The following is a 19,446-nucleotide window of genomic DNA, read 5'->3' as shown; positions in this document are numbered from 1 at the left end:
ATAAATTTATATACTGTCTCCCTACACCCCGCAGTGCCCGGGGGGATGTTAGATGCGCTACAAGAAAAGGAAATACTTCCTTGCCGGAAGGATAAACATAATTCAGCGCTCGAAGATTAGGGAACTCTTCGAGAAGGCCTCGAAGATGGAGAACGTTATTTCTCTCGGAATTGGTGAGCCTGACTTTGATACTCCTGATGTCATTAAAGACGCCGCGAAGAGGGCCCTCGACGAGGGTTACACCCACTACACGCCCAATGCAGGCATCCCGGAGTTTAGGGAGGCAATAGCGGAATACTACAAGGACTTTTACAAGGTTGATGTTGAGGTTGACAACATCCTCGTCACCGCCGGCGCTTACGAGGCCACTTATCTCGCCTTCCAGAGCATCCTTGAGCAGGGCGACGACGTTATCATCCCCGACCCTGCCTTCGTCTGCTATGTGGAAGACGCCAAGATAGCCGAGGCGGGCATCATAAGGATTCCTCTCCGCGAGGAGTACAAGTTCCGCATCAACCCCGACGAACTCGTTGAGGCCATCACCAAGAGGACGAGGATGATTGTCATCAACTATCCGAACAACCCGACCGGAGCCGTCATGAACAAGTCCACCGTTAAGGCCATCGCCGACATAGCCCAGGACTACAACATCTACATTCTCAGCGACGAACCCTACGAGCACTTCCTCTACGAGGGGGCGAAGCACTACCCAATGATTAAGTACGCCCCGGACAACACGATACTGGCCAACTCCTTCTCAAAGACCTTTGCCATGACCGGCTGGAGGCTCGGCTTTGCCATAGCGCCCAAGCAGGTAATCAGGGACATGATAAAGCTCCACGCCTACGTCGTTGGAAACGTCACGTCCTTCATCCAGATAGCGGGAATAACTGCCCTTCGCGACAAGAGGAGCTGGGAAGCCGTTGAGACCATGAGGAGGGTTTACGACGAGAGGAGGAAGCTCGTCCTCAAGTACCTCAACGAGATGCCCCACATACAGCCCTTCAAGCCCAAGGGTGCCTTCTACATCTGGGCCAAGATTGACCCGGAGCTCGACATGAGCAGCGAGGACTTCGCGAACTGGCTCCTTGACAACGCCCGTGTGGTCGTCATCCCCGGAACTGCCTTCGGAAAGCAGGGCGAGGGATGGGTCAGGATAAGCTACGCAACGGAGAAGGAGAAGCTCATCGAGGCGATGGAGAGAATGAAGGAGGCCCTCTCCAAGCTGTGAGGTGGTAAGTTAATGCAGGAGCTACTCGCAGTCTTTATCTCCATCTTTTTGGCGGAGCTGGGTGACAAAACACAGCTGGCGACGATAGCCTTCGCCTCTAAGTATGGGTGGAAAACAGCTTTTCTCGGTGCGGTCTTCGGTCTCGCCGCCGTCAACCTCATCGGCGCCCTGCTCGGCGATAAGCTCGGGGACGTTCTCCCCGTGGAGTTTATACACAAAGGCGCTGGGGTGCTCTTCATAGTGTTTGGTGCCCTGATGCTGCTTGGAAAACTCTAAGGAGGGTCGGATATGGACAAAAGGTGGTCAACGGTATTGATTAACACCCTTCTAGTTGCTTCAGGCTTTGGGACGATGCACATGCTTGAGAAATTCAAGGGTGCGGTTTTGATGCACTACGGCATCACGGAGGCGATGATGGGCTACCAGCAGACGGCCTACGTTGTCGGCCTCTTCGTCGCTTTCCTCCTCGGTGGGACGAGCCTCTTCAAGGGCTCTTTTAAGAGGAGTGTTGCCTTGATAGTGAGCTTTGCCGCGATTCCTCAGTTCCTGATCCCGTTCATGCCTAACTGGTGGGGTGTCGTTGCACTCCGCTTCTTCCAGGGATTCATAGTTGCTTTGATAGCTGTATTCAGCAACCAGATTGCCAGGCTCTTTGTGGCCGAGAGGCCCTTCGCCAAGGGCATAATCCTATCTGGAATCTTCTGGGGTGGAATCTACGGTATAAACCTGGCCAAGTGGGCCGGCGGCAGTGATGCGAGCTGGTCGTCGGTTACTCAGGCCTTCCTAATCTCCGCCGTCCTCATGTACGTCATGCTCGCCATATGGTGGCTCTTCGTCGAGGATTTTGAAATTCCCAAGGAGGAGCACTCGTCCAAGGCCAACGTCTGGAAGATTCCCTTCACGTGGGTCTTCGGCTTCACGTTCTTCCCTGCCCTGTGGGTTGTCTTCACCCTGGGCTCCTTCACGCTTCACAACGTCCACTTCAGCGACGACCAAGTGGCGAACCTCGTCATGACCCTTGAGGTCTCGATGGCCCTCTGGTCGATAATCATGGGCTACCTCGGCTACCGCCTCTCCCTTAAGAACACGAGCAACCGCGGCCTGTTCAAGGCCATCGTCAGCGTTATGACCCTCTCCTACGCGGTGACCTTCGTGGGCCTCTTCATTCTCTGGAGAGCCATAAGCGCAAACGATTACACGCTGGCGCTCCTCGGAATCGCGATAACTGGAATCGTTCAGGGAACGGGCCCGGCGTTCTGGACCACCGCTCCGGCGGCGTACCCGAAAGAAATCTACCCGGAGGCCAGCTTTGCCCTCGGGCTCATCTCGAACTCGGCCAACGCCGTCGCACCCAACGTCATGTTCGTCCTCGTGAAGAGCGTCACGACCGGGATGGTCATCTACATCGGCATGACCCTGCTTGGAATACTCCTTCTCCTTGTTTCGAGCAGGATGAAGCTCCCGATCGAGGAGCTCTCTTAGCTCCTTTTTCTTATCACGTGGATGTCCCTGACCAAGCGGTGCCTCTCCTCGTAGTCGAGGTGCCTCGACAGAACCTCGAAGCCTAGTTTCCTGAGCCACTTCCGGTCTTTCCGGTAGATGCTCCCGTCCCTCAGTCTATACGCCGGAAAGACGAAGACCACCCTACCGTTCCTCTTCAGGACGTCCGAGAAGCTCTCGAAGACCGAAAAGTACAGCCTGTCCAGTTCGTTGGCGAGCTTTATCGCCTCTCCCCTGCCCGGGTTCCTCTTCAGGGGCTTCCCGAGGTAGGGCTCGGTAACTATGGCATCAAACCTCTCGCGGAAACAGCGCTTCAGCTTCCTTGCGTCGCAGACCTCTATCCTTGCCGAGTTCTTGAGCCTGAACTCCCGCCTGAGCCACTCGATGTTCCGCCTCGCTTCCCTCACCCTTTCAGGGTCTCTGTCGCTCCCGTAGGCAGGCAGTCCCTGGAGGACGAACTCCTGAAGGACAGTTCCAATGCCGCAGAAGGGGTCAAGGAAGAGGCCCTTCCTCACCTCGGTGAGGTTCACCATTATCCGGGCAAGCCTCGGCGGAATAGAGAGGATTGGCCTCTGAACTGGTCTTTCCACGTCGAGTTTCTTCAGCTCGAAGGGGTCGGTAACCTTAACCGTCTCGCCCACGAGAAAGCTTCCGTCGTCCCTGAACAGGAAGACCACGTCCTTTGTCTCCGGAAAGCCCTTCAGGATTAGCTCGGCCGGCATGGAATAGACCTTGGCCGGCTTGAAGAACTTGGCTGGCCCCTTCTTCTTGAACTCCTTCTTAACGGTGCTTCCAAGCTTTCTCCAGAGCTTCCAGTCGTCCTTTCCATAAAGGCTGACTGTGAAAAGTTTCGCGTATTCGAGGTCTTTTATCGCCTCTTCCCCCTCGCCGACGATTCTGACCAGCTTGAGAGAACCGCCGAGCCAGCGGAAGTGCCTCTCTATTGAAGGCTTTGACTCGAAAACAATCCAGTTTTTTCCTTCCTCGATAGGTTTGACCCTTAGCCCGAAGCGCCTCGCGAATGAGTAGAACTCTGCCCTTCCAAGCTCGGGGTTTTTGCCCAGTATCATGCCATACATGGAATTGCGCTGTGAGTAAGCTTTTAAAAAACTTCCGCGTAAGATATGCAGTGATTCGTCCCGGTGATGGTCATGCTGGTTGCCGAGATACTTAAATCAGCCGGCGAGATTCCAGACCCCTACGTTAAGGCCGTTACTTACGCCAAAATAGGTGAGGAGCTCGCCAGAAAGTCTCACCCCCTCTACAAACAGGCTTTTCTCGAGGCCTTCGAGTCTCTGGCATCAATAGACGACCCGTTTGGAATGCTGAAAGCCCTTCTCTCGATAGGCGTCTCGATGGGCAGGGTGCGGATTAAAGCCTACCGGCGCGTGTTCGTGAGGGTTCTCTCCGAGTCGCGCAGTCTGGCCCCTCCACAGAGGGACGAGCTCCTCAAAACGGCCTCTCTGGCCCTCCTTGGCCTTGGGGACATCGGGGAGGCAATATCATTCGCTGTGGAAATAGGAGACGATGTCCTGCGGCAGACGACCCTGGTCTCCATCGTCAGGGGAATTTCGCGCTCCCTCGAAGTGAACCCGATTAAGACCGCCTACAGGCTCAGAAAGATGAAGCTAGCCCTTGAGTACATCACAGATGAGCCCTACCGTTCGAAGGCCCTCTTCGAGCTTTCGAAGGCGTTCGTCACACTTGGAAGCTACAGTGGTGCTTTTTCGGCTATCAGGGATATGGGTTCCCGGGAGTGGGCGAAGCAGGCCTTTAAGGAGCTCGCCTTCAGCCTCAGCGAACTCGGCGTCGTGGAGAACTACGTTGACTCCTTCACGGCACTGGCGGAAGAGCTTTCTCAGAAGTTCGACGAGAACCTTGCACTCGAGGTCGCCACAGTCCTTGCGCTGGCCGGAAGGGGTTCTCTGGCCGCACAGATGCTCAGGAAGTTCGGTGATGAGAGCCTGTTTGAGGCCGTCGCCCTTGACGTCCTCGACAAGAATCCCTCAGCTCTTCCAGAATTTCTTGGTGCCCTGAATGCAGAGGAAGCTCTGCTGGTGGGCAGGGCATTAATGAACCGCATACTGGAGGAACCAACGCCGGATAAAAGGGGCATTGTAAACACGATAGCCCGCTTTGTTCGCCTGGAGGAAGTGTGGACGAAGGTGGCTCGCTTCTACGTCCTAATCGGCGACGTCGAGTCCGCTAGGAGAATTGGCCTCTCCCTCCAGAACCAGAAGCTCCGCTCCCTCGTCATGGCCGACGTGGCGCACCACTACTTAAAGCTCGGCGAGGTCGAGAAGGCCATAGACACGGCCCTTGAGGTCAGAGAGGGGCGCTTTGCGTCCCTGCTTATGTCGGAGATACTTGTAAAGGCTCTCAACAAAGAGTTAGAGGGGTTGAGAAATGGAAAGGCTAGGATTACCCAGGAGAAAGCGGGAGAACAGGATTGACTTCCTCAGAGACCTCATCTCTTCCCTCCTGGTCAGGGAGGATTTGTACTCCAGCGAGGCGCTGTTTAAAGACGCCGTTGAGGAAGTTTACTCTCTCCTCAAGTCCGAGGTTCTGTCCGGCAACTCTAAACTCCTCGACGCCTACGAGACTGCGGTAGTTTTAAGGGCGGTTGCGTTCAAAGAGAACCTTGAGGTCGAGGCCCTGCTCAGAAAGCTCCTCTCCCAGCTGGGGTGATGGTTATGCTCTATGAGATAACCATTGACACGAAGGAGCGCGTCCAGATTATCGACATAACGGACGAGGTTCAGAGGCTCGTCTACCGCTCCAAGGTGAAGCACGGAATAGCCGTCGTCTTCACCCACCACACGACGACGGGCCTCCTCATAAACGAGTATGAGAAAGGACTTATAGAGGACATCAAGGCCAAGATGGCCGAGCTCGTGCCGAGGGGGGCTGGCTATTCCCACGACAGGATCGACAGCAACGCCCACGCCCACATAAGGGCGAGCATCTTCCTGAACCCTGAGGTCGTCGTCCCCATAGACCAGGCCGAGCTCTACCTCGGGACGTGGCAGAGGATTCTCTTCGTTGAGCTCGACGGGCCGAGGCACAGGAAGGTCTACGTTATGGTATGCCCCTGCCCGGAGTTTCCCGAGGAGTATTGAAGAGTAGTCAGACGTACATCGCCATGTGGGCAATCCTCTCAAGGAGCTCGTTGAAGCCCTCGTAGGTGACGAGCGATAAAGCTAAGGGCTCCTGCTCAAGCCTCTTCTTTATGACTTCCTTAAGCTCCTCCACGCGCTCCCTTGGGACGAGGTCAATCTTGTTTATTACCACTATTATCGGCTTGTCGTAGCGCATTTTGAGCATGTGGTGGAGCTTCTCCATTCCCCTGTGCAGACCAACCGTCGCGTCGACCATGTGGATTATCATGTCCGCCGATACTATCTCGTCTATCAGCTCCTTGAACTTCTCCTCGCTGAGCACCTTCCCGCGCAGTTCGAGCTTGGGGTCGAAGAGTCCAGCAGTGTCAATTAGCACGAACTCGTCTGCACCTCCGAGGGGGTTCTTCATGCCCTTTGGTATCTTCAGCTTGCCGAACCTCCTCCGTACAAGCCCCTTTGTAGTCCCCGGCAGGTTCTCTACCTCGCTCACCTTACCACCTATGAGGGCGTTCATGAGGGTTGATTTCCCAACGTTCTCTGCACCGATTATCGCAACCTTTATCATTTCATCACCCCATAACCAACCTCAGCGGTGGGGTTTAAAGGTGATTGGTATGAAGCGGGTCAAGCTGGGTCATCACTATTACTACGTCGTAACCCCCGGTGAGCTCAACGGAAAGCTTAGGGGCAAGAACATCGTCCTTGAAGGAGAAATAGAGGACAAGCCCGTTGTGGAGTTCCTGCCGATGGAGCTCCCGAGCTGGAGGACGACCTTCAGGATTCACGGAATTCGGGTTGACTTCGCTGGCAGCCCGTGCATCGGAAAGGGGGACGTAGTGAAGGTCTACGGCCGCTTCCTTGGTGATGCTATCATCGCGACTGCGATTGAGACTGAAAGGGCACTCTTCACGACGGAGGAATGACCATGCTGGAGCTGTTTTTAGAGCTCGGCAACCTGAAGAGGTTTCCGAGGGCGGGGTGGCTCCTCAGGGGAGTCCCCAATCCGGAGAGCGTGGCGGAGCACGGCTACCGCGTGGCCCTTATTACGCTGTTCCTCGCCGACGAGCTCAAGGCCAGGGGGATTGAAATAGACGTTGAAAAGGCCCTGAAGATAGCCCTCCTCCACGACGTTGGGGAGGCGAGGATAACCGACATCCCGATGCCGGCCCAGAAATACTTCGACAAGGTCGGGGGCGAGGTCAGAGCGCTTGAGGACATGCTGAGGGTCACTGGCAGAGCGGAAGAATACCTCGGCCTCTTCAGGGAGTATGAGGCGGAGCTCAGTCTCGAAGGCAGGCTCGTGAAGTTCGTGGACAGGCTGGAGATGCTGGTTCAGGCGTTCGAGTATGAGAGGGCCGGCGTCAGGAACCTCGACGAGTTCTGGGGGACGGTTGATAAGCTTAGGAAGAACGAGCTCTATGAATACTTCAAGGACATCGTTGAGGGGCTCGTGGAAATGAGGGAGAAGCTGTTTCGCGAAGGCAGCTATGGGTCAAAGTGAGCCCGGTGAAAACATTTCTATTTGCCGTTAACGCTTTTGTTTGCTCACAATGTTTAAATACTCACTTATGTCCATTCTTCTGGGGTGTGCCATGAGGAAGGCAGTGCCTTTAATCGTCCTTGCCCTTCTGCTGTCGGTCGTGGCCTCTGGCTGTACGACCGGCGAGAGCGAGAAGGAGGAGACGCTTGTAATTTTCCACGCGGGTTCTCTGAGCGTCCCGCTCCAGCAGCTTGAGTTGGAGTTTGCCGAATATGCTCAGAAAAACCTTGTCGTTAGGGTTAACTTCCAGGACGAGGCGAGCGGGAGCGTCAGGGCCGTCAGGAAAGTTACAGACCTCGGAAAGAAGGCCGACGTGGTGGCCGTCGCGGACTACACCCTTATCCCACAGCTCATGGTGCCAAACTACACGGACTTCTACGTCCTCTTCGCCACCAACGAGATAGTCATCGCCTTCACCGGGAACAGCAAGTACGCGGACGAGATTACCTCCGAGAACTGGTACGAAGTCCTCGCGAGGCCAGGGGTCACCTTCGGCTTTTCAGACCCCAACCAGGACCCCTGCGGCTACCGCTCTGTCATGGTCATGAAGCTGGCCGACTATTACTACGGCAAACCCGTTTTCGAGACCCTAGTGGAGGAGAACACGAACATCTACTACAACGGCTCGGTCATCGTCGCCCCGAAGGAAATCCAGGTCAAGGGCGATAAGGTCGTCATAAGGCCCAAAGAGACGGACCTCGTTGGCCTCGTCGAGAGCGGGAGCCTCGACTACTTTTTCATCTACAAGAGCGTCGCCGAACAGCACGGTCTCAAATACATCACCCTGCCCGACGAGATAAACCTCAAGGACTTCAGCAAGGCCGACTTCTACGGGGAGGCCTCCATATACCTAGGCTCCACCGGCAGGGTAATCACGGCCAAGCCGATAGTCTACGGCGTCACAGTCCCAAAGGACGCCCCGCACAGGGAGCTCGCAATGAAGTTCCTCCGCTTCATGCTGGGAGAAAACGGCAGGCGGGTCTTCCAGGAGAACCACCAGGACTTCATCTGGCCTCCGATAGCGTTCGGCAACGTCCCGAAGGAGATTAGGGATATTGTTAAGGTCGAGGGGTGAGCTTTTATCTTCCCTTCCAATTTTAGGGGGAGCGCCATGAGAAGGGACTACACTCTATACCTCTTCGCGTCGCTGGGAAGCTTTCTAATCGCCTACATAGCCCTGCCTCTGGTTATCATCTTCGCCAAACAGCTCATGGACTGGGAGATGCTCGTAAAGACCCTCCACGACCCTTACGTCATCGAAGCCCTCAGGAACTCCCTTCTAACCGCGACGGCGACCGCTCTAATAGCTCTCTTCTTCGGCGTCCCCCTGGGCTACGTCCTGGCGAGAAAGGAATTTCCCGGAAAGAGCCTCGTCCAGGCCCTGGTTGATGTTCCAATCGTTATCCCGCACTCGGTCGTCGGCATAATGCTCCTCGTCACGTTTTCGAGTGCAATTCTCGACAGCTACGCGGGCATAATCGCGGCAATGCTCTTTGTATCGGCCCCGTTCACGGTCAACGCCGCGCGCGACGGTTTTCTTGCAGTTGATGAGAAAGTCGAAGCCGTTGCCAGAACCCTCGGGGCTTCCCGGCTGAGGGTCTTCTTCTCTGTCTCCCTTCCGATAGCGTTCCCCAGCGTGGCGAGCGGTGTGATAATGACGTGGGCGAGGGCGATAAGCGAAGTTGGGGCAATCCTCATCGTTGCCTACTACCCCAAGACCGCCCAGGTTCTGATAATGGAGTACTTCAACAACTACGGCCTCAGGGCCTCAAGACCTATCTCCGTCATAATGGTCGCAATCAGCCTTGTTATATTCGTCCTCTTAAGGTGGCTCGTCGGGAGGAAGGTTGAGTGAATAAAGGCTTTAAGAGGTACTGACAATATCGACTTAGGTGGTTGCCATGATCACTTCATTGTCAATTAAAAACTTTAGAGGAATTAAGAGCTTGGATCTTGAAAATTTTGGGCAGGTTAACGTCTTCGTAGGCAGGAATAACGTTGGAAAATCATCAGTTCTCGAAGCAATTGCTATCGCTCTTAGTGCCGCAAATCGAGATCCCACTCAGTTAAAGGCTATCTTCGGCCATGTGTTGAAGTGGAGAGGCTGGGTTGGGCACACATCGCTGTACTCTCTTTTTACAAACTCTCAGATCCCAATTGAGCTAAAATTTATTGCTGGCGGTGTTCCATTCGTTGTTACTATCATGCATCCTGGCAATCTGACCCAGTTAATGGAAACTAAGTCCAAACTTAAACTTGACACCGAAACTCTGAAGAACATGCTATCTGAATCTGTTGAAGCAATTTCTCTTCAGATTAAAGCTGGCCCCCTTCAGCGCAACGCCATGGTACTGGTTTCTGGTAGTGGTAATATGACCGTAATGACTTCTGAAGATGAGCCATACCCCGTTGAGCTTCCCGTCGAGTTTGTAACTCCATACGATATGGTCACACCAGGGTTTATTGAGACAGTTTTTTCAAAAGCTTTTAAAGTTAGAGCATACTCCATTGCCCTCGATTTAATCAGAAGGGCTTACCCAGATGTTGAGGGACTAAGTCCAGTTCATGAAGAAAATGGTGTTTTGATGTACGTCGACATAAAACATGCTCCTAAGAGCATCCCATATTACAGCATGGGAGACGGATTTAAATTCCTCTCTGCAACTGCATTTCTTGTATCCTCAATGAAAAATGGTTATCTTCTCATTGATTCCGCAGAGGCTTTCCATCACCTTGCATCCTTGAGGGCAATGGTAAGAACCCTTCTTGAAGGCTCACTGAAAAACAACGTTCAAGTATTCCTCACAACTCACAGCCTTGAGCTTATAGACATGCTACTTGAAGAGGGCATCAGGATGGGAATTAACGGCAGGGTTATTTACATGAAGCGTGAAAATGGAAAGCTAACACATAGTATTGAGACGTTTGAAAACGCTAAAGAATTAAGAGAAGATCTTGGGATTGATCTAAGGGGGTGATCCAATGAAACTCAACTTATTACTCATTGAAGGATCCACAGACAAGGCCTTCTTTGAAACTTTAATCGAGAATATTTATGGTTTTAAAAAGGAGAAAGTTGAAATAGAGGGGTTTAGCAAAACTAAACTTAATTTGCCTCCTATCACATTCAAAAGAGAGAACACTGTTATCGCTCTTATTAATGCCCAAGACAAAAACAGAATGAAACGAATTCTTAAAAACATACTTTTGTGGGCAAATTTTCATAGGGTAGGACTCCATAAAGTTGGAGTGGCAAGGGATATAGATACCACCCGGGATATTATGGAGTGGGCAAAAAGTTCCCTCAGACAGTTTTATCCAGTTGTAAAAGAAGATTCCCTGTGGGTTGGGGAGATTGAGATTATACCATTTGGCCTTGGGAATATAAGCATTCACAATCCCAACATCGAGAGAAAGAAGGAACTTGAACTCTTGCTCACAGCGCTCGCAGAAAAGGAGAGCACGTTATCGCAGTTTGAACGTTCATTGAATCAGCTTAAAGAAGATGCTCAAAGAAGACTCAAGCCCAAGGACGTTATGCATGTTCTCGCTATTGCCAAAGACTATGATGGAGACTCAATGTCTGGACTTTATAGAAAATTTGTTGAAAAACTGATCAATGAAAAACCAGAACTTATAGAGGGGCTTCTCAGAGAATCTGGTCTAAAAGAATTCCTCGACAGAATAACAGGGTGATGTCATGCTCCGGGCTGAGGGAATCTCCAAGGACTGGAAGGAGTTCCGGCTGAGGGAGATAAGCTTCGAGGTAAACGAGTGCGAGCACTTCGTAATCCTCGGCCCGAGCGGTGCTGGAAAGACAGTCCTCCTTGAGATAATCGCCGGCATAATAGAGCCCGACTCCGGGCGGGTCTACCTCAACGGCCGGGACGTCACGGACTTGCCGCCTGAAAAGCGCGGCTTGGCCTACGTCCCCCAGAACTACGCCCTCTTTCCGAACATGAGCGTTTACGACAACATCGCCTTTGGCCTCAAAGTCAGGAAAGTCCCGAAGGCCGAAATCGAGCGAAAGGTGAGGGAAATCTCAAAGGTTCTCGGGATAGAGCACCTTCTCCACAGAAAGCCGAAGACGCTCAGCGGCGGGGAGCAGCAGAGGGTTGCGCTCGCGAGGGCGCTTGCGGTCGAGCCTCCGCTGATCCTTCTCGACGAGCCCTTTGCCAACCTCGACGTCCAGACCCGCTCCCGGCTCATCGGCGAGATGAAGCGCTGGAGGGAAGAGCTCGGCTTTACAGCCCTACACGTCACCCACTCCTTTGAGGAGGCGGTGAGCCTGGGCGACAGGGTCGGCGTGATGCTCAACGGGAGACTCGTCCAGGTCGGGAGCGTGAAGGAGGTCTTCTCAAAGCCAGCTAGCGAAGAGGTTGCGCGGTTCCTGGGCTTCGAGAACATAATCGAGGGGACAGCCGAGGGCAGGAAGCTGAGGGCGAACGGCGTTGAGATTGAACTGCCGGTGAAGGCGAGGGGGAGGGTCCGCGTCGGTCTGAGGCCGGAGGATATAATTCTGTCCCTCGAACCGATAAGGACGTCCGCGAGGAACGAGTTTAGGGCAACGGTCGAGTTGGTGGAAGAGCTTGGCCCGCTTGTAAGGGTTCATCTGAGGGTTGGAAATCTGCGCCTGAGGGCCTTTATAACCCGCTCCTCGATGCTGGAGATGGGGATAACAAAGGGAAGAGAAATCTACGTCAGCTTCAAGGCGAGCGCGCTGCATGTCTTTTAATAATGGATTTCGGCGCTGTCTGACCTCCTCCCCGCCCTGAAGGGCGAGGCTTGAGAAGGGAAAATATAAAAGAAAAAGAGGGGTCTCATGTCCCGTGCTCCCAGCTCTCAAGGTATTCCCTCTGCTCTTCGGTGAGCTCCTCAATCTTTATCCCCATCGAGGCGAGCTTGATCCGAGCTACCATCTCGTCTATCTCCCTTGGGAGCACGTAGACCTTCGGCCCGAGCTTCCCGCGGTTTTCCTTGATGTACTCTGCCGCCTTTGCTTGGAGGGCGAAGCTCATGTCCATAATCTCCGCGGGGTGCCCGTCAGCGGCCGCTAAGTTGACGAGCCTTCCGTCGGCGAGGAGGTAGAGCCTCCTTCCGTCCGCGAGCCTGTACTCCCTTATGTTCGGCCTCGGCTCGTTTATCTCAACCGCGAGGCCCTCAAGGTCAGGCTTCCATATCTCGACGTCGAAGTGGCCCGCGTTGGCCATTATCGCGCCATCCTTCATCAGCTCGAAGTGCTCTCTCCTGATGCACTTGATGTTGCCGGTTGAGGTGACGAAGATGTCACCGATTTTGGCGGCCTCCTTCATGTCCATGACGAGGAAGCCGTCCATTCTCGCCTCCAGGGCCCTAATCGGGTCAACCTCGACGACTATCACCGTCGCACCCAGTCCGCGAGCGCGCATCGCTATTCCCCTTCCGCACCACCCGTAGCCCACAACGACGACGTTCTTGCCGGCCACGAGCAGGTTGGTCGTCCTTATTATGCCGTCCCAGGTTGACTGGCCCGTGCCGTAGCGGTTGTCGAAGAGGTACTTGGTATAGCTGTCGTTCACCGCTATTATCGGGAACTTCAGAACGCCGTCCTTCTCCATCGCGCGGAGCCTTATCACTCCCGTCGTCGTCTCCTCGCTCGCGCCCCATATTTCGTCTATCAGCTCGGGCCTCTCCTTCAGAACCGTCGAGACCATGTCCGCGCCGTCGTCTATTATGATGTTGGGCCTTATGTCGAGGGCCTTGTGCATAAACTCGTAGTACTGCTCCCTGCTCTCGCCCCTTATGGCGTAGACCTTGACCCCTGCTTTGGCAAGGGCGGCAACAACGTCGTCCTGGGTCGAAAGCGGGTTGCTCGCCGCGGCGGAGACCTCTGCACCGCCTGCTTTAAGTGTCAGGAGCAGAAAGGCGGTCTTCATCTCAAGGTGGAGCGTCGTGGCGATCCTGACGCCCTTGAAGGGCTTCTCCCTCTCGAACTCCCTCCTTATCGTCTGGAGGACGGGCATGAAGCGCGAGACCCAGTCTATCTTCTTCTCGCCGCTGGTGGCGAGGCTCAGGTCTTTAACGCAGTAATCCTTCGTGCAGTCCATAACAACCACCGATGGGTTTTTAATTTCTGGAGTTAAAAAGGGTTGGTGTTGCCATGATAATTGACCTCTCCCGTCCCCTGAGTGAGGACACGCCGGTGTACCCCGGCGACCCCGAAGTGAAGGTGAGGCCCTGGGCCTTCATCGAGCGCGACGGCTACTACATGAACGCACTCCGCCTTGGGGAGCACTCCGGGACGCACGTTGACGCGCCTGCCCACTTTGTCCCCGGCGGGAAGACCGTGGACGAGATGCCCCTTGAGAAGTTCGTTGGCGAGGCCTTTGTCATAGACGTAAGGGGTGGCGAAGGGCCCATCAAGCTCGACGAACTGCCAGATTCTGGCTATTATGGGAAAATTGTCCTCCTCCTTACAGATGGGCGAGAGCTTTCACCAGAGGTGGCGCTGTTCCTTGTGGCTGAGGGAGCAAAGGCCGTCGGTACCGACGCGATGAGCATAGGCGATGAGACCGTCCACACAATCCTGCTGACCGCTGAAGTGCCTGTCTTCGAGAGCCTCAATCCTACAGGCCTTGAGCGGCTCATCGGAAAGACGTTCACTTTCATAGGCATTCCACTGAAAATCGAAGGGGGCTCGGGGAGCCCGGTCAGGGCGGTTGCGATACTCGAAGACTGAAGTTCCTCTTGGTTCCTGGAGTTTTTCCTGGCCCGATTTTGGGTTAAGGGGCTCTGTCTCTGTTTCTGGGACGGTTTGGAACGACGTGGTACCTTCTGGTCTGATGGGGAAAGTAAGAGAACGGACGAAATTTCTCGGATTTTTGAGAAACGCTGTATAAAGCCTTGATTTCGTGAAAAAAGCTTAAATAGGGCTTTTTTGTTATTTCATACTGGTGATGAGCCATGATGGGTAAGAAGTTGGTGGCGGTCCTGTTTGGACTGCTCGTGATTGGAATGACCTTCGGCGTCGAGGGTGCTTATGCCTCAGAGACTCAGGCGGCAACCGCTGAAGGCGTCACCGTGATACTCGTCAGCGACAACGTTGCGGACAGTGCGATAGCGCAGTACCTCGCCAATCTGACGGGCGCCGTTGTCGTGACTACCACATGGGGTGCGTACGACCCCAACGTGACTGCGGAGATACTTGCCTACGCCCCTGACCAGGTAGTTATAATAGGCGGCCCCAAGGCAGTCGTTGATGAGTATATCACCGACCTTGAGGAGTACGGCATAACCGTCTACCGCTGGTGGGGTAAGAACAGGTACGAGACCAACATCGCAGTTATTAACAATGCGACCAAGGTGTTAGGGCTCAGGTTCAACGCCACCGTAGTTGCCCCAGGCAACGACAGTGCCTCCATCGAGGTCTCCCTTAAGCTTGCCCTTAAGGTTCAGGGGGTAATCCTCTACGTCAATGAGTCAACGAACGTCACAGAGGTCGTGAAGAAGCTTGGGGTGAAGAATGTTGTTATGGTTCGCAGCAGGGCCTCTGAGGGGGTTATGGAGAAGCTCGCGAAGGGGCTTGAGAACTGCAACTGCACCGCTGAGGAGGTGGAGGCAAACATCACCGAGGAGCACGTCGTAAGGGTTCTGGAGAGGGTTCAGGTCAGGCTCATGGCCCTTGAGGAGATGGCAAACCTGACGAACTCCACCAACCTCACTGAGCGCATCGGGGAGCTCTACCAGCTCATGGAGCAGGCGAACCAGAGCCTCCGGAGCGGGAACTACACCGAGGCCTACCAGCTCGCCCTCAAGCTCCAGGTGCTCACCGAGTTCGCCGTGGGGGACGCACACCTCGAGTTCGTCAATGCCCTCAAGTCGAACGAAAGGCTCGGCCTCTGGCTCGGGCTCAGGAGGCTTGAAGTCCAGGTCAGAGTACTTGATAGGGCGGGCATCAACGTAACGTCAGTCAAGGAGACCATCGAGAAGGCCGAGGAAGCCGCTGAGGCGGGGAACTACAGCGTTGCCAGAGTTCTCCTGAACAAGGCCAGGAAGGCACTCCACGAGCTTTACGTGCAGAACAGGGGAGCAATAAGGATGAACATGGGCATGGGCCCCAAGTCCTGGAAGAATCCGGGGTCCGGAAAGGGAAGGAGGCCGTGATCAGGCCGCTTCTCCTTTTCTCCCTGCCTTTTTCTCCCGCAGGTATGGATAACGCATTATGTGGCCGCAGTTCAGGCACTTTATGACCACATGGGGGTACGGTCTGCTCCTCAGCCTTACGCGTGCGTTCTTTCCCGGGACGAGGAATGAGTGACAGCGCTTGCAGTAGCGGCGCTTCCACTTCCTCGGAAGTCTTATCTTGGCCTTCTGCTGGACGGCAAGAGCTATCTCAACGTACCTGTTCGCCAGCTCCGGGCTGTATGGAAAAACCCTCTCCGCGAGGGTGAAGAGAGTTTCAACCCGCTCCTTTGCTATCCTCCTCTTCTCTCTCTGCTCCTTTTTTCTCAGGAACTTTTTTCCCACACTACCACCTCACCAGCTTCAGCTTTCCGGGAAACGGCTCGTAGATGTAGCCCTCGCGGAGTAGCTTCTCAAGGGTCTCCCCCGCGTGCTCCCTCCTGAAACCGGCCTCGATGAGGGCCTTTAAGAACTCCTCCCTCGTGACCGTGCCGTCAATTGATGTCGCCTCGAGGTCTTCAAAGATTCTGACGCCAATCTCCGCCACCCGGGAGTTTCCTATGTAGCGCTCGTACTCCTTCAGGAGCCTCAGTTTTTCCCTGTCCGGGAGCTCGTTTATCCACGTGTCGGTTATCTCCTGGTACAGCCCGAGCAGGTCGCTTATAAGGCCCCTTCTGAGTTTTCCCTCGAAGCGCCCCATCGCGCCGAGAAGCCTCGCCCCAAGCCTGTACCTGAGCCCCACGTTGAAGACCTTACCCGAGAGCGTGAGCGCGTCAAACAGCTCCCCGTACTCGTTTCTGTTCCTTATCAGGAAGGCCTCAAAGCGGTACCTGTAGTCCTCCATTTCGCCCAGGTTGAGGGTTCCAACACGCCTCCGCGCCGCCATAACCGTGGCGACGATGTTTGGCATGAGCTCTTCAAGCTCGCGGTTCCTCTCGTACGCGACGTCCTCCGTTATCACCAGCGGTGCCTCCCCCAGGGTTGCCGTCTCGTCCTCCGGCTTCATGACAAGCCTCGGGCTGAGGAAGCCCGCGTTCTTTCCCCTGAAGTACTCCTCTGCCCACTTTGGGACTGGGCTGGGCCTCTTCAGCATCGCCCTGGTGTGGGGGACGTAGTAGGCCAGCCCCACGGGCGGTCTCGCAAACCTGAAGTCGAGGCCCAGGAAGTCGTCCTCAAATTCGCTCCACCTGTCCCGCCTGAGCTTCAGCTCCTCTGGAATGAGTGAGTGGAGGTATTTTAACGCCTCCCAGAGCGAGAGAACCGAGAGCTCGCGCTCTCCTTTGAAGGCCGAGAACGTTACTCCCTCCCCCCACTCTCCGGCCCCTATAACCGTTGGCGCGCTCAGGAGCGCGTATATCACCGCCCGCTCCGTTTCGTAGTTGGCGTATATCGTGTCCGAAATCAGGCCCTCAAGCTCGCCCCTGCTCAGCGCGTACTCTTCGTACCGGAGCCAGCGGTTCTCGTAGGGGGCTTCCTTAAGCTCCCTGACGTGGAGGAGCCTGAGGTTCCCGTATGGGTACGCGTCGAGGACTCCTTTGGCCCTCACATAGGCCCCGGAGTGGAGGCTCCCCCCGATTGAGCTCGCTTCGGTAATCCAGAGGACGAGGTATGCCCTGAGCCTGCTCTTCTTCAGTTCTTCTGGCGAGAGGGGGGAGAGCAGGTAGTAGACAGCGTCTCTCGGTGCGTTGGGGGGCTGTCGGAGCAACAGAAAGCCCTCAACCTCAATTTCCTCTCCGTTTTTTCTCCTGATTTCTTTAAGGAAGTCCCTAACCCTGACTTCCGGAGTTAGGGGCCGTCTCATCTCTTCCCTGAGCAGTTCGAGTAGCGCCTCCATCAACTGTTGAAGAACCGTAAAGTTTATAAAGTCATCTCTGGAGGTATGAATCGGCACGGCGGCCATAGCGGCGGGGTTACACCCGGTCTCGTTTCGACCCCGGAAGTTAAGCCCGCCAGCGTTCCCGGGTGTACTGCCCTCCGAGAGGGGGCGGGAAACCGGGAACGCCGCCGGCCACTAAATTCTCTCGTAACTACCTACACAAAAGCTATTTAAGACTATTATGGCTATTCTTTTACGGTTGGTGCGCATGCTTAAGAAGTCATCTAAAAACAGGCTTACGTGGGATTATATAAAAAGTCGGCATTCTGAGGTCATTGACGAATTAAAGAGCCTACGTAACTGGGACGATGTTAAATCAGTTATCCCTGAGTCGGAGACTCTCGGCGACTATTCTCTTCTGGCCCTTGAGGCGATAGCGGCCGTTATCCGGGAGCTCCGTATCGAGCGTTCTTTCATTAATGAGAGAATTGACAACGTGGGCAGAAAACTTGAAGATCTCGGGACGTCATATAGGGAGTTCAGCTATTCCGTTGACAAGAGGTTTAGTGAGCTTGAAGGCCGGATTTCAGAGCTGGAGCGGAGGACGCTTTTCCTTGAGGGCGTTGAGGCTATAGTCCCGAGGATAAACGAACTCGAAGAAAAAATTGACCGCCTCCCTGCGGAGCTCTTTAAACGTGTTGAGGAGACCTATGGGAAGAAGGCCGATGAGCACCTCAGAAAGCTCGTGGAGGAGCGGGTTGAGGAGCTGAGGGAAGAGCTTAAACGTGAGGTTCTCGGTGTAAGTGTTGACCTTGCTAAGGCCCTTAGGGAGCTTCAGGAGCACTACGAGAAGCTCGTTGAGGAGAACGTCCGGCTGAAAGGCCTGGCGCGGGAAAATGAGGAACTGAAGAAGGAGCTCGTTGGGAAGGGGCGTGAGCTTGAGGAGTTGAAGAAACGCCTGGCAATGTACCAGGAGATGGCCAAGAGGGTAGATGTTCTGAGCGAAAAGATTGGGAAGTACGAAGAGAAGCTTAAGGAGATTCGCGTTGTTGAGAAGGAACTCGTTTCATTGACTGGTGCCAAGGACGCCATCTCTGCGATTGAAATTATAAAGAACCAGTTTGTTCCCAAGTCCAGGGTTGAGAAAACCCTCAAGGAAATCAAGACTGCCCTCGAAGAGGCCGAGGCCCTTAAGGACGAGAACGAGCGTCTGAGGAAGGAGAATGAAAAGCTCAGGCAGGCCCTCAAGACCCTCCTCCAGGAGAAGCTCGATGAGGAGGAGTTAGGTCTCTCTTTCGAGGAGAATGAGTCTTGAAATCCCTTCCTTGACTTTTCTCTGTACCAGCCCGCTTCTATCGTCCTTTATCTCCTCGAGTTTTGACAGCACTATCTTCCTCAGCTTCTCGTTGGCTTCGCCGAGCGCTACCAGAGTCTCAACGGCACTCGCCCTCACGAGTTCGTTCTTGTCTTTGAGCAGCATGAACAGCTTGGGCAGGAACGGTGTTACGTACTTTATCCCCTTATTGCTCAGCGCGAGGATGAAGTTTAGCGCCGCGAGTTTATCCGAGGTCTCCTTTGACGTCAGCATGAAGCTTATGTCCCTGAGCACGTTGCCCAAAAGGCTCGGTCTGACCCTGAGTATCTCTTCGAGGACGTAGGTGGCGTTTACTTTTATCTTTGGGTCTCCGACGCGGTAGTTGGCAAAGATAACGGGGGTCACCTTCGCGACCTTTTCTGGGGCTATCTCCGCGAGCACTCCAAAAGCCCTCGCTATCTCCTGCGTAAGGGGCACCGCCTCACTTCTCCTGAGCATCACCATGAGCTTGGTTATCAGCGAGTCATGGAGCTCCGGCATGTCCCTCATGGCCTCTATGACGACGCGAAGGGCGTTCTTCTGGACTGTCCACAGGTCGTCGTCGAGGAGTTCAACGACTTTTTTGAGGAACTCTTTGTCGACGGTCGCTCGCACTATGACGTCCTGGATGCCCTCCCCAGTCGCCAGTGCCTCTCTCAGGTTGAACTCTTCGTCCATTGTTTCTCCACCGTAAAAAATACTGCAAAGGTTTATATAAGCTTTTCA

22 protein-coding genes and 1 rRNA gene are annotated in these 19,446 nt (G+C 54.5%); 17 read left to right on the top strand and 6 right to left on the bottom strand.

Translation table 11 applies throughout. The features are described from left to right. Positions 1–52 precede the first annotated feature (52 nt). Genes ACZ5ER_RS11035 through ACZ5ER_RS11025 form a run of 3 tightly spaced genes read left to right on the top strand, consistent with a single transcriptional unit; the run spans position 53 to position 2,713 of the window. Positions 53–1,231 carry a pyridoxal phosphate-dependent aminotransferase gene (locus ACZ5ER_RS11035; protein ID WP_050001853.1) on the top strand — a complete coding sequence of 393 codons (1,179 nt, stop codon included), beginning with the start codon at positions 53–55 and terminating at the stop codon, positions 1,229–1,231. 12 nt (positions 1,232–1,243) lie between these two features. Next, the gene (locus ACZ5ER_RS11030; RefSeq protein ID WP_050001852.1) at positions 1,244–1,507 is read left to right on the top strand and encodes a TMEM165/GDT1 family protein; all 264 of its coding nucleotides are present in this window, start codon (positions 1,244–1,246) and stop codon (positions 1,505–1,507) included. Between the two features lie 12 nt (positions 1,508–1,519). Further along, entirely contained in the window at positions 1,520–2,713 is a 1,194-nt protein-coding gene (locus ACZ5ER_RS11025; RefSeq protein ID WP_050001851.1) for an MFS transporter, read from the top strand. On the opposite strand, the gene ACZ5ER_RS11020 is transcribed toward ACZ5ER_RS11025, so the two are convergent. Continuing rightward, on the bottom strand, positions 2,710–3,810 hold the full coding sequence (locus tag ACZ5ER_RS11020; RefSeq protein WP_050001850.1) for a TRM11 family SAM-dependent methyltransferase: 1,101 nt from the start codon (positions 3,808–3,810) through the stop codon (positions 2,710–2,712). The genes ACZ5ER_RS11025 and ACZ5ER_RS11020 overlap by 4 nt on opposite strands. A gap of 66 nt (positions 3,811–3,876) precedes the next feature. On the opposite strand from ACZ5ER_RS11020, the gene ACZ5ER_RS11015 reads away from it, so the two are divergent. The 3 genes from ACZ5ER_RS11015 to ACZ5ER_RS11005 are packed head-to-tail and all read left to right on the top strand — an operon-like array spanning position 3,877 to position 5,850. Further along, a complete protein-coding gene (locus ACZ5ER_RS11015) occupies positions 3,877–5,184 on the top strand; it encodes a prenyltransferase (RefSeq protein ID WP_464934466.1) in 1,308 nt (435 codons plus the stop codon). Beyond that, positions 5,138–5,419, top strand: a complete 282-nt coding sequence (locus ACZ5ER_RS11010; protein ID WP_050001848.1) for a hypothetical protein — start codon at positions 5,138–5,140, stop codon at positions 5,417–5,419. The genes ACZ5ER_RS11015 and ACZ5ER_RS11010 overlap by 47 nt, the downstream gene beginning before the upstream one ends. A 5-nt stretch (positions 5,420–5,424) precedes the next feature. Continuing rightward, positions 5,425–5,850, top strand: coding sequence for a secondary thiamine-phosphate synthase enzyme YjbQ (locus ACZ5ER_RS11005; RefSeq protein ID WP_050001847.1), 426 nt, complete (start codon positions 5,425–5,427; stop codon positions 5,848–5,850). 7 nt (positions 5,851–5,857) lie between these two features. On the opposite strand, the gene ACZ5ER_RS11000 is transcribed toward ACZ5ER_RS11005, so the two are convergent. Further along, on the bottom strand, positions 5,858–6,415 hold the full coding sequence (locus ACZ5ER_RS11000; protein ID WP_464934465.1) for an Era-like GTP-binding protein: 558 nt from the start codon (positions 6,413–6,415) through the stop codon (positions 5,858–5,860). A gap of 49 nt (positions 6,416–6,464) precedes the next feature. Here ACZ5ER_RS11000 and ACZ5ER_RS10995 point away from each other — a divergent pair, with 49 nt between their 5' ends. The 7 genes from ACZ5ER_RS10995 to wtpC all read left to right on the top strand — a co-directional run bounded on the left by ACZ5ER_RS10995 (position 6,465) and on the right by wtpC (position 12,125). Further along, a complete protein-coding gene (locus ACZ5ER_RS10995) occupies positions 6,465–6,773 on the top strand; it encodes a GTP-binding protein (RefSeq protein WP_464934464.1) in 309 nt (102 codons plus the stop codon). A gap of 2 nt (positions 6,774–6,775) precedes the next feature. Further along, complete coding sequence (locus ACZ5ER_RS10990) at positions 6,776–7,351, top strand: HD domain-containing protein (protein ID WP_464935218.1); 576 nt, start codon at positions 6,776–6,778, stop codon at positions 7,349–7,351. A 91-nt stretch (positions 7,352–7,442) separates the two neighbouring features. Then, positions 7,443–8,465 (top strand): tungstate ABC transporter substrate-binding protein WtpA, encoded by a 1,023-nt coding sequence (gene wtpA / locus ACZ5ER_RS10985; RefSeq protein ID WP_464934463.1) that lies wholly within the window; start codon positions 7,443–7,445, stop codon positions 8,463–8,465. A gap of 36 nt (positions 8,466–8,501) precedes the next feature. After that, on the top strand, positions 8,502–9,245 hold the full coding sequence (gene wtpB / locus ACZ5ER_RS10980) for a tungstate ABC transporter permease WtpB (protein ID WP_464934462.1): 744 nt from the start codon (positions 8,502–8,504) through the stop codon (positions 9,243–9,245). Between the two features lie 46 nt (positions 9,246–9,291). Continuing rightward, positions 9,292–10,368 carry an AAA family ATPase gene (locus ACZ5ER_RS10975; RefSeq protein WP_081947174.1) on the top strand — a complete coding sequence of 359 codons (1,077 nt, stop codon included), beginning with the start codon at positions 9,292–9,294 and terminating at the stop codon, positions 10,366–10,368. A 4-nt stretch (positions 10,369–10,372) separates the two neighbouring features. Beyond that, positions 10,373–11,086 (top strand): DUF3226 domain-containing protein, encoded by a 714-nt coding sequence (locus ACZ5ER_RS10970; protein WP_050001841.1) that lies wholly within the window; start codon positions 10,373–10,375, stop codon positions 11,084–11,086. Between the two features lie 4 nt (positions 11,087–11,090). After that, on the top strand, positions 11,091–12,125 hold the full coding sequence (gene wtpC, locus ACZ5ER_RS10965; RefSeq protein WP_464934461.1) for a tungstate ABC transporter ATP-binding protein WtpC: 1,035 nt from the start codon (positions 11,091–11,093) through the stop codon (positions 12,123–12,125). 85 nt (positions 12,126–12,210) lie between these two features. On the opposite strand, the gene ACZ5ER_RS10960 is transcribed toward wtpC, so the two are convergent. Next, positions 12,211–13,476 (bottom strand): adenosylhomocysteinase, encoded by a 1,266-nt coding sequence (locus tag ACZ5ER_RS10960; protein WP_464935217.1) that lies wholly within the window; start codon positions 13,474–13,476, stop codon positions 12,211–12,213. 53 nt (positions 13,477–13,529) lie between these two features. Here ACZ5ER_RS10960 and ACZ5ER_RS10955 point away from each other — a divergent pair, with 53 nt between their 5' ends. Continuing rightward, on the top strand, positions 13,530–14,108 hold the full coding sequence (locus ACZ5ER_RS10955) for a cyclase family protein (protein WP_050001838.1): 579 nt from the start codon (positions 13,530–13,532) through the stop codon (positions 14,106–14,108). Positions 14,109–14,332: 224 nt separating this feature from the next. After that, positions 14,333–15,532 (top strand): hypothetical protein, encoded by a 1,200-nt coding sequence (locus tag ACZ5ER_RS10950; RefSeq protein WP_050001837.1) that lies wholly within the window; start codon positions 14,333–14,335, stop codon positions 15,530–15,532. On the opposite strand, the gene ACZ5ER_RS10945 is transcribed toward ACZ5ER_RS10950, so the two are convergent. Further along, positions 15,533–15,895 (bottom strand): ribonuclease P protein component 4, encoded by a 363-nt coding sequence (locus tag ACZ5ER_RS10945; RefSeq protein WP_050001836.1) that lies wholly within the window; start codon positions 15,893–15,895, stop codon positions 15,533–15,535. It abuts the gene before it with no gap. Position 15,896: 1 nt separating this feature from the next. Then, positions 15,897–17,384, bottom strand: a complete 1,488-nt coding sequence (locus tag ACZ5ER_RS10940; RefSeq protein ID WP_464934460.1) for a hypothetical protein — start codon at positions 17,382–17,384, stop codon at positions 15,897–15,899. A 54-nt stretch (positions 17,385–17,438) separates the two neighbouring features. Here ACZ5ER_RS10940 and rrf point away from each other — a divergent pair. Together rrf and ACZ5ER_RS10930 are read left to right on the top strand one after the other, a co-directional pair. Beyond that, positions 17,439–17,560: ribosomal RNA gene (rrf, locus tag ACZ5ER_RS10935) — 5S ribosomal RNA — on the top strand. A gap of 74 nt (positions 17,561–17,634) precedes the next feature. Next, on the top strand, positions 17,635–18,681 hold the full coding sequence (locus ACZ5ER_RS10930) for a coiled-coil domain-containing protein (RefSeq protein WP_050001834.1): 1,047 nt from the start codon (positions 17,635–17,637) through the stop codon (positions 18,679–18,681). Here ACZ5ER_RS10930 and ACZ5ER_RS10925 read toward each other — a convergent pair. Further along, the gene (locus ACZ5ER_RS10925) at positions 18,649–19,398 is read right to left on the bottom strand and encodes a PH0542 domain-containing protein (RefSeq protein ID WP_050001833.1); all 750 of its coding nucleotides are present in this window, start codon (positions 19,396–19,398) and stop codon (positions 18,649–18,651) included. The two genes, ACZ5ER_RS10930 and ACZ5ER_RS10925, sit on opposite strands and share 33 nt — an antisense overlap. Positions 19,399–19,446: the final 48 nt, after the last annotated feature.

This window comes from Thermococcus marinus, assembly GCF_055389025.1.
The sequence above is the reverse complement of the archived record's forward strand: the minus strand, read 5'-3'. Positions and strand labels throughout refer to the sequence as shown.

Coding starts and splice junctions, on each gene's coding strand:
- wtpB (WP_464934462.1), top strand. CDS start 8,502: ATGAGAAGGGACTACACTCTATACCTCTTCGCGTCGCTGGGAAGCTTT.
- ACZ5ER_RS10940 (WP_464934460.1), bottom strand. CDS start 17,384: ATGGAGGCGCTACTCGAACTGCTCAGGGAAGAGATGAGACGGCCCCTA.
- ACZ5ER_RS11015 (WP_464934466.1), top strand. CDS start 3,877: ATGGTCATGCTGGTTGCCGAGATACTTAAATCAGCCGGCGAGATTCCA.
- ACZ5ER_RS10925 (WP_050001833.1), bottom strand. CDS start 19,398: ATGGACGAAGAGTTCAACCTGAGAGAGGCACTGGCGACTGGGGAGGGC.
- ACZ5ER_RS11025 (WP_050001851.1), top strand. CDS start 1,520: ATGGACAAAAGGTGGTCAACGGTATTGATTAACACCCTTCTAGTTGCT.
- wtpA (WP_464934463.1), top strand. CDS start 7,443: ATGAGGAAGGCAGTGCCTTTAATCGTCCTTGCCCTTCTGCTGTCGGTC.
- ACZ5ER_RS10975 (WP_081947174.1), top strand. CDS start 9,292: ATGATCACTTCATTGTCAATTAAAAACTTTAGAGGAATTAAGAGCTTG.
- wtpC (WP_464934461.1), top strand. CDS start 11,091: ATGCTCCGGGCTGAGGGAATCTCCAAGGACTGGAAGGAGTTCCGGCTG.
- ACZ5ER_RS10955 (WP_050001838.1), top strand. CDS start 13,530: ATGATAATTGACCTCTCCCGTCCCCTGAGTGAGGACACGCCGGTGTAC.
- ACZ5ER_RS11005 (WP_050001847.1), top strand. CDS start 5,425: ATGCTCTATGAGATAACCATTGACACGAAGGAGCGCGTCCAGATTATC.
- ACZ5ER_RS10950 (WP_050001837.1), top strand. CDS start 14,333: ATGATGGGTAAGAAGTTGGTGGCGGTCCTGTTTGGACTGCTCGTGATT.
- ACZ5ER_RS10970 (WP_050001841.1), top strand. CDS start 10,373: ATGAAACTCAACTTATTACTCATTGAAGGATCCACAGACAAGGCCTTC.
- ACZ5ER_RS10990 (WP_464935218.1), top strand. CDS start 6,776: ATGCTGGAGCTGTTTTTAGAGCTCGGCAACCTGAAGAGGTTTCCGAGG.
- ACZ5ER_RS11035 (WP_050001853.1), top strand. CDS start 53: ATGCGCTACAAGAAAAGGAAATACTTCCTTGCCGGAAGGATAAACATA.
- ACZ5ER_RS11030 (WP_050001852.1), top strand. CDS start 1,244: ATGCAGGAGCTACTCGCAGTCTTTATCTCCATCTTTTTGGCGGAGCTG.
- ACZ5ER_RS11020 (WP_050001850.1), bottom strand. CDS start 3,810: ATGTATGGCATGATACTGGGCAAAAACCCCGAGCTTGGAAGGGCAGAG.
- ACZ5ER_RS11010 (WP_050001848.1), top strand. CDS start 5,138: ATGGAAAGGCTAGGATTACCCAGGAGAAAGCGGGAGAACAGGATTGAC.
- ACZ5ER_RS10960 (WP_464935217.1), bottom strand. CDS start 13,476: ATGGACTGCACGAAGGATTACTGCGTTAAAGACCTGAGCCTCGCCACC.
- ACZ5ER_RS10930 (WP_050001834.1), top strand. CDS start 17,635: ATGCTTAAGAAGTCATCTAAAAACAGGCTTACGTGGGATTATATAAAA.
- ACZ5ER_RS10995 (WP_464934464.1), top strand. CDS start 6,465: ATGAAGCGGGTCAAGCTGGGTCATCACTATTACTACGTCGTAACCCCC.
- ACZ5ER_RS11000 (WP_464934465.1), bottom strand. CDS start 6,415: ATGATAAAGGTTGCGATAATCGGTGCAGAGAACGTTGGGAAATCAACC.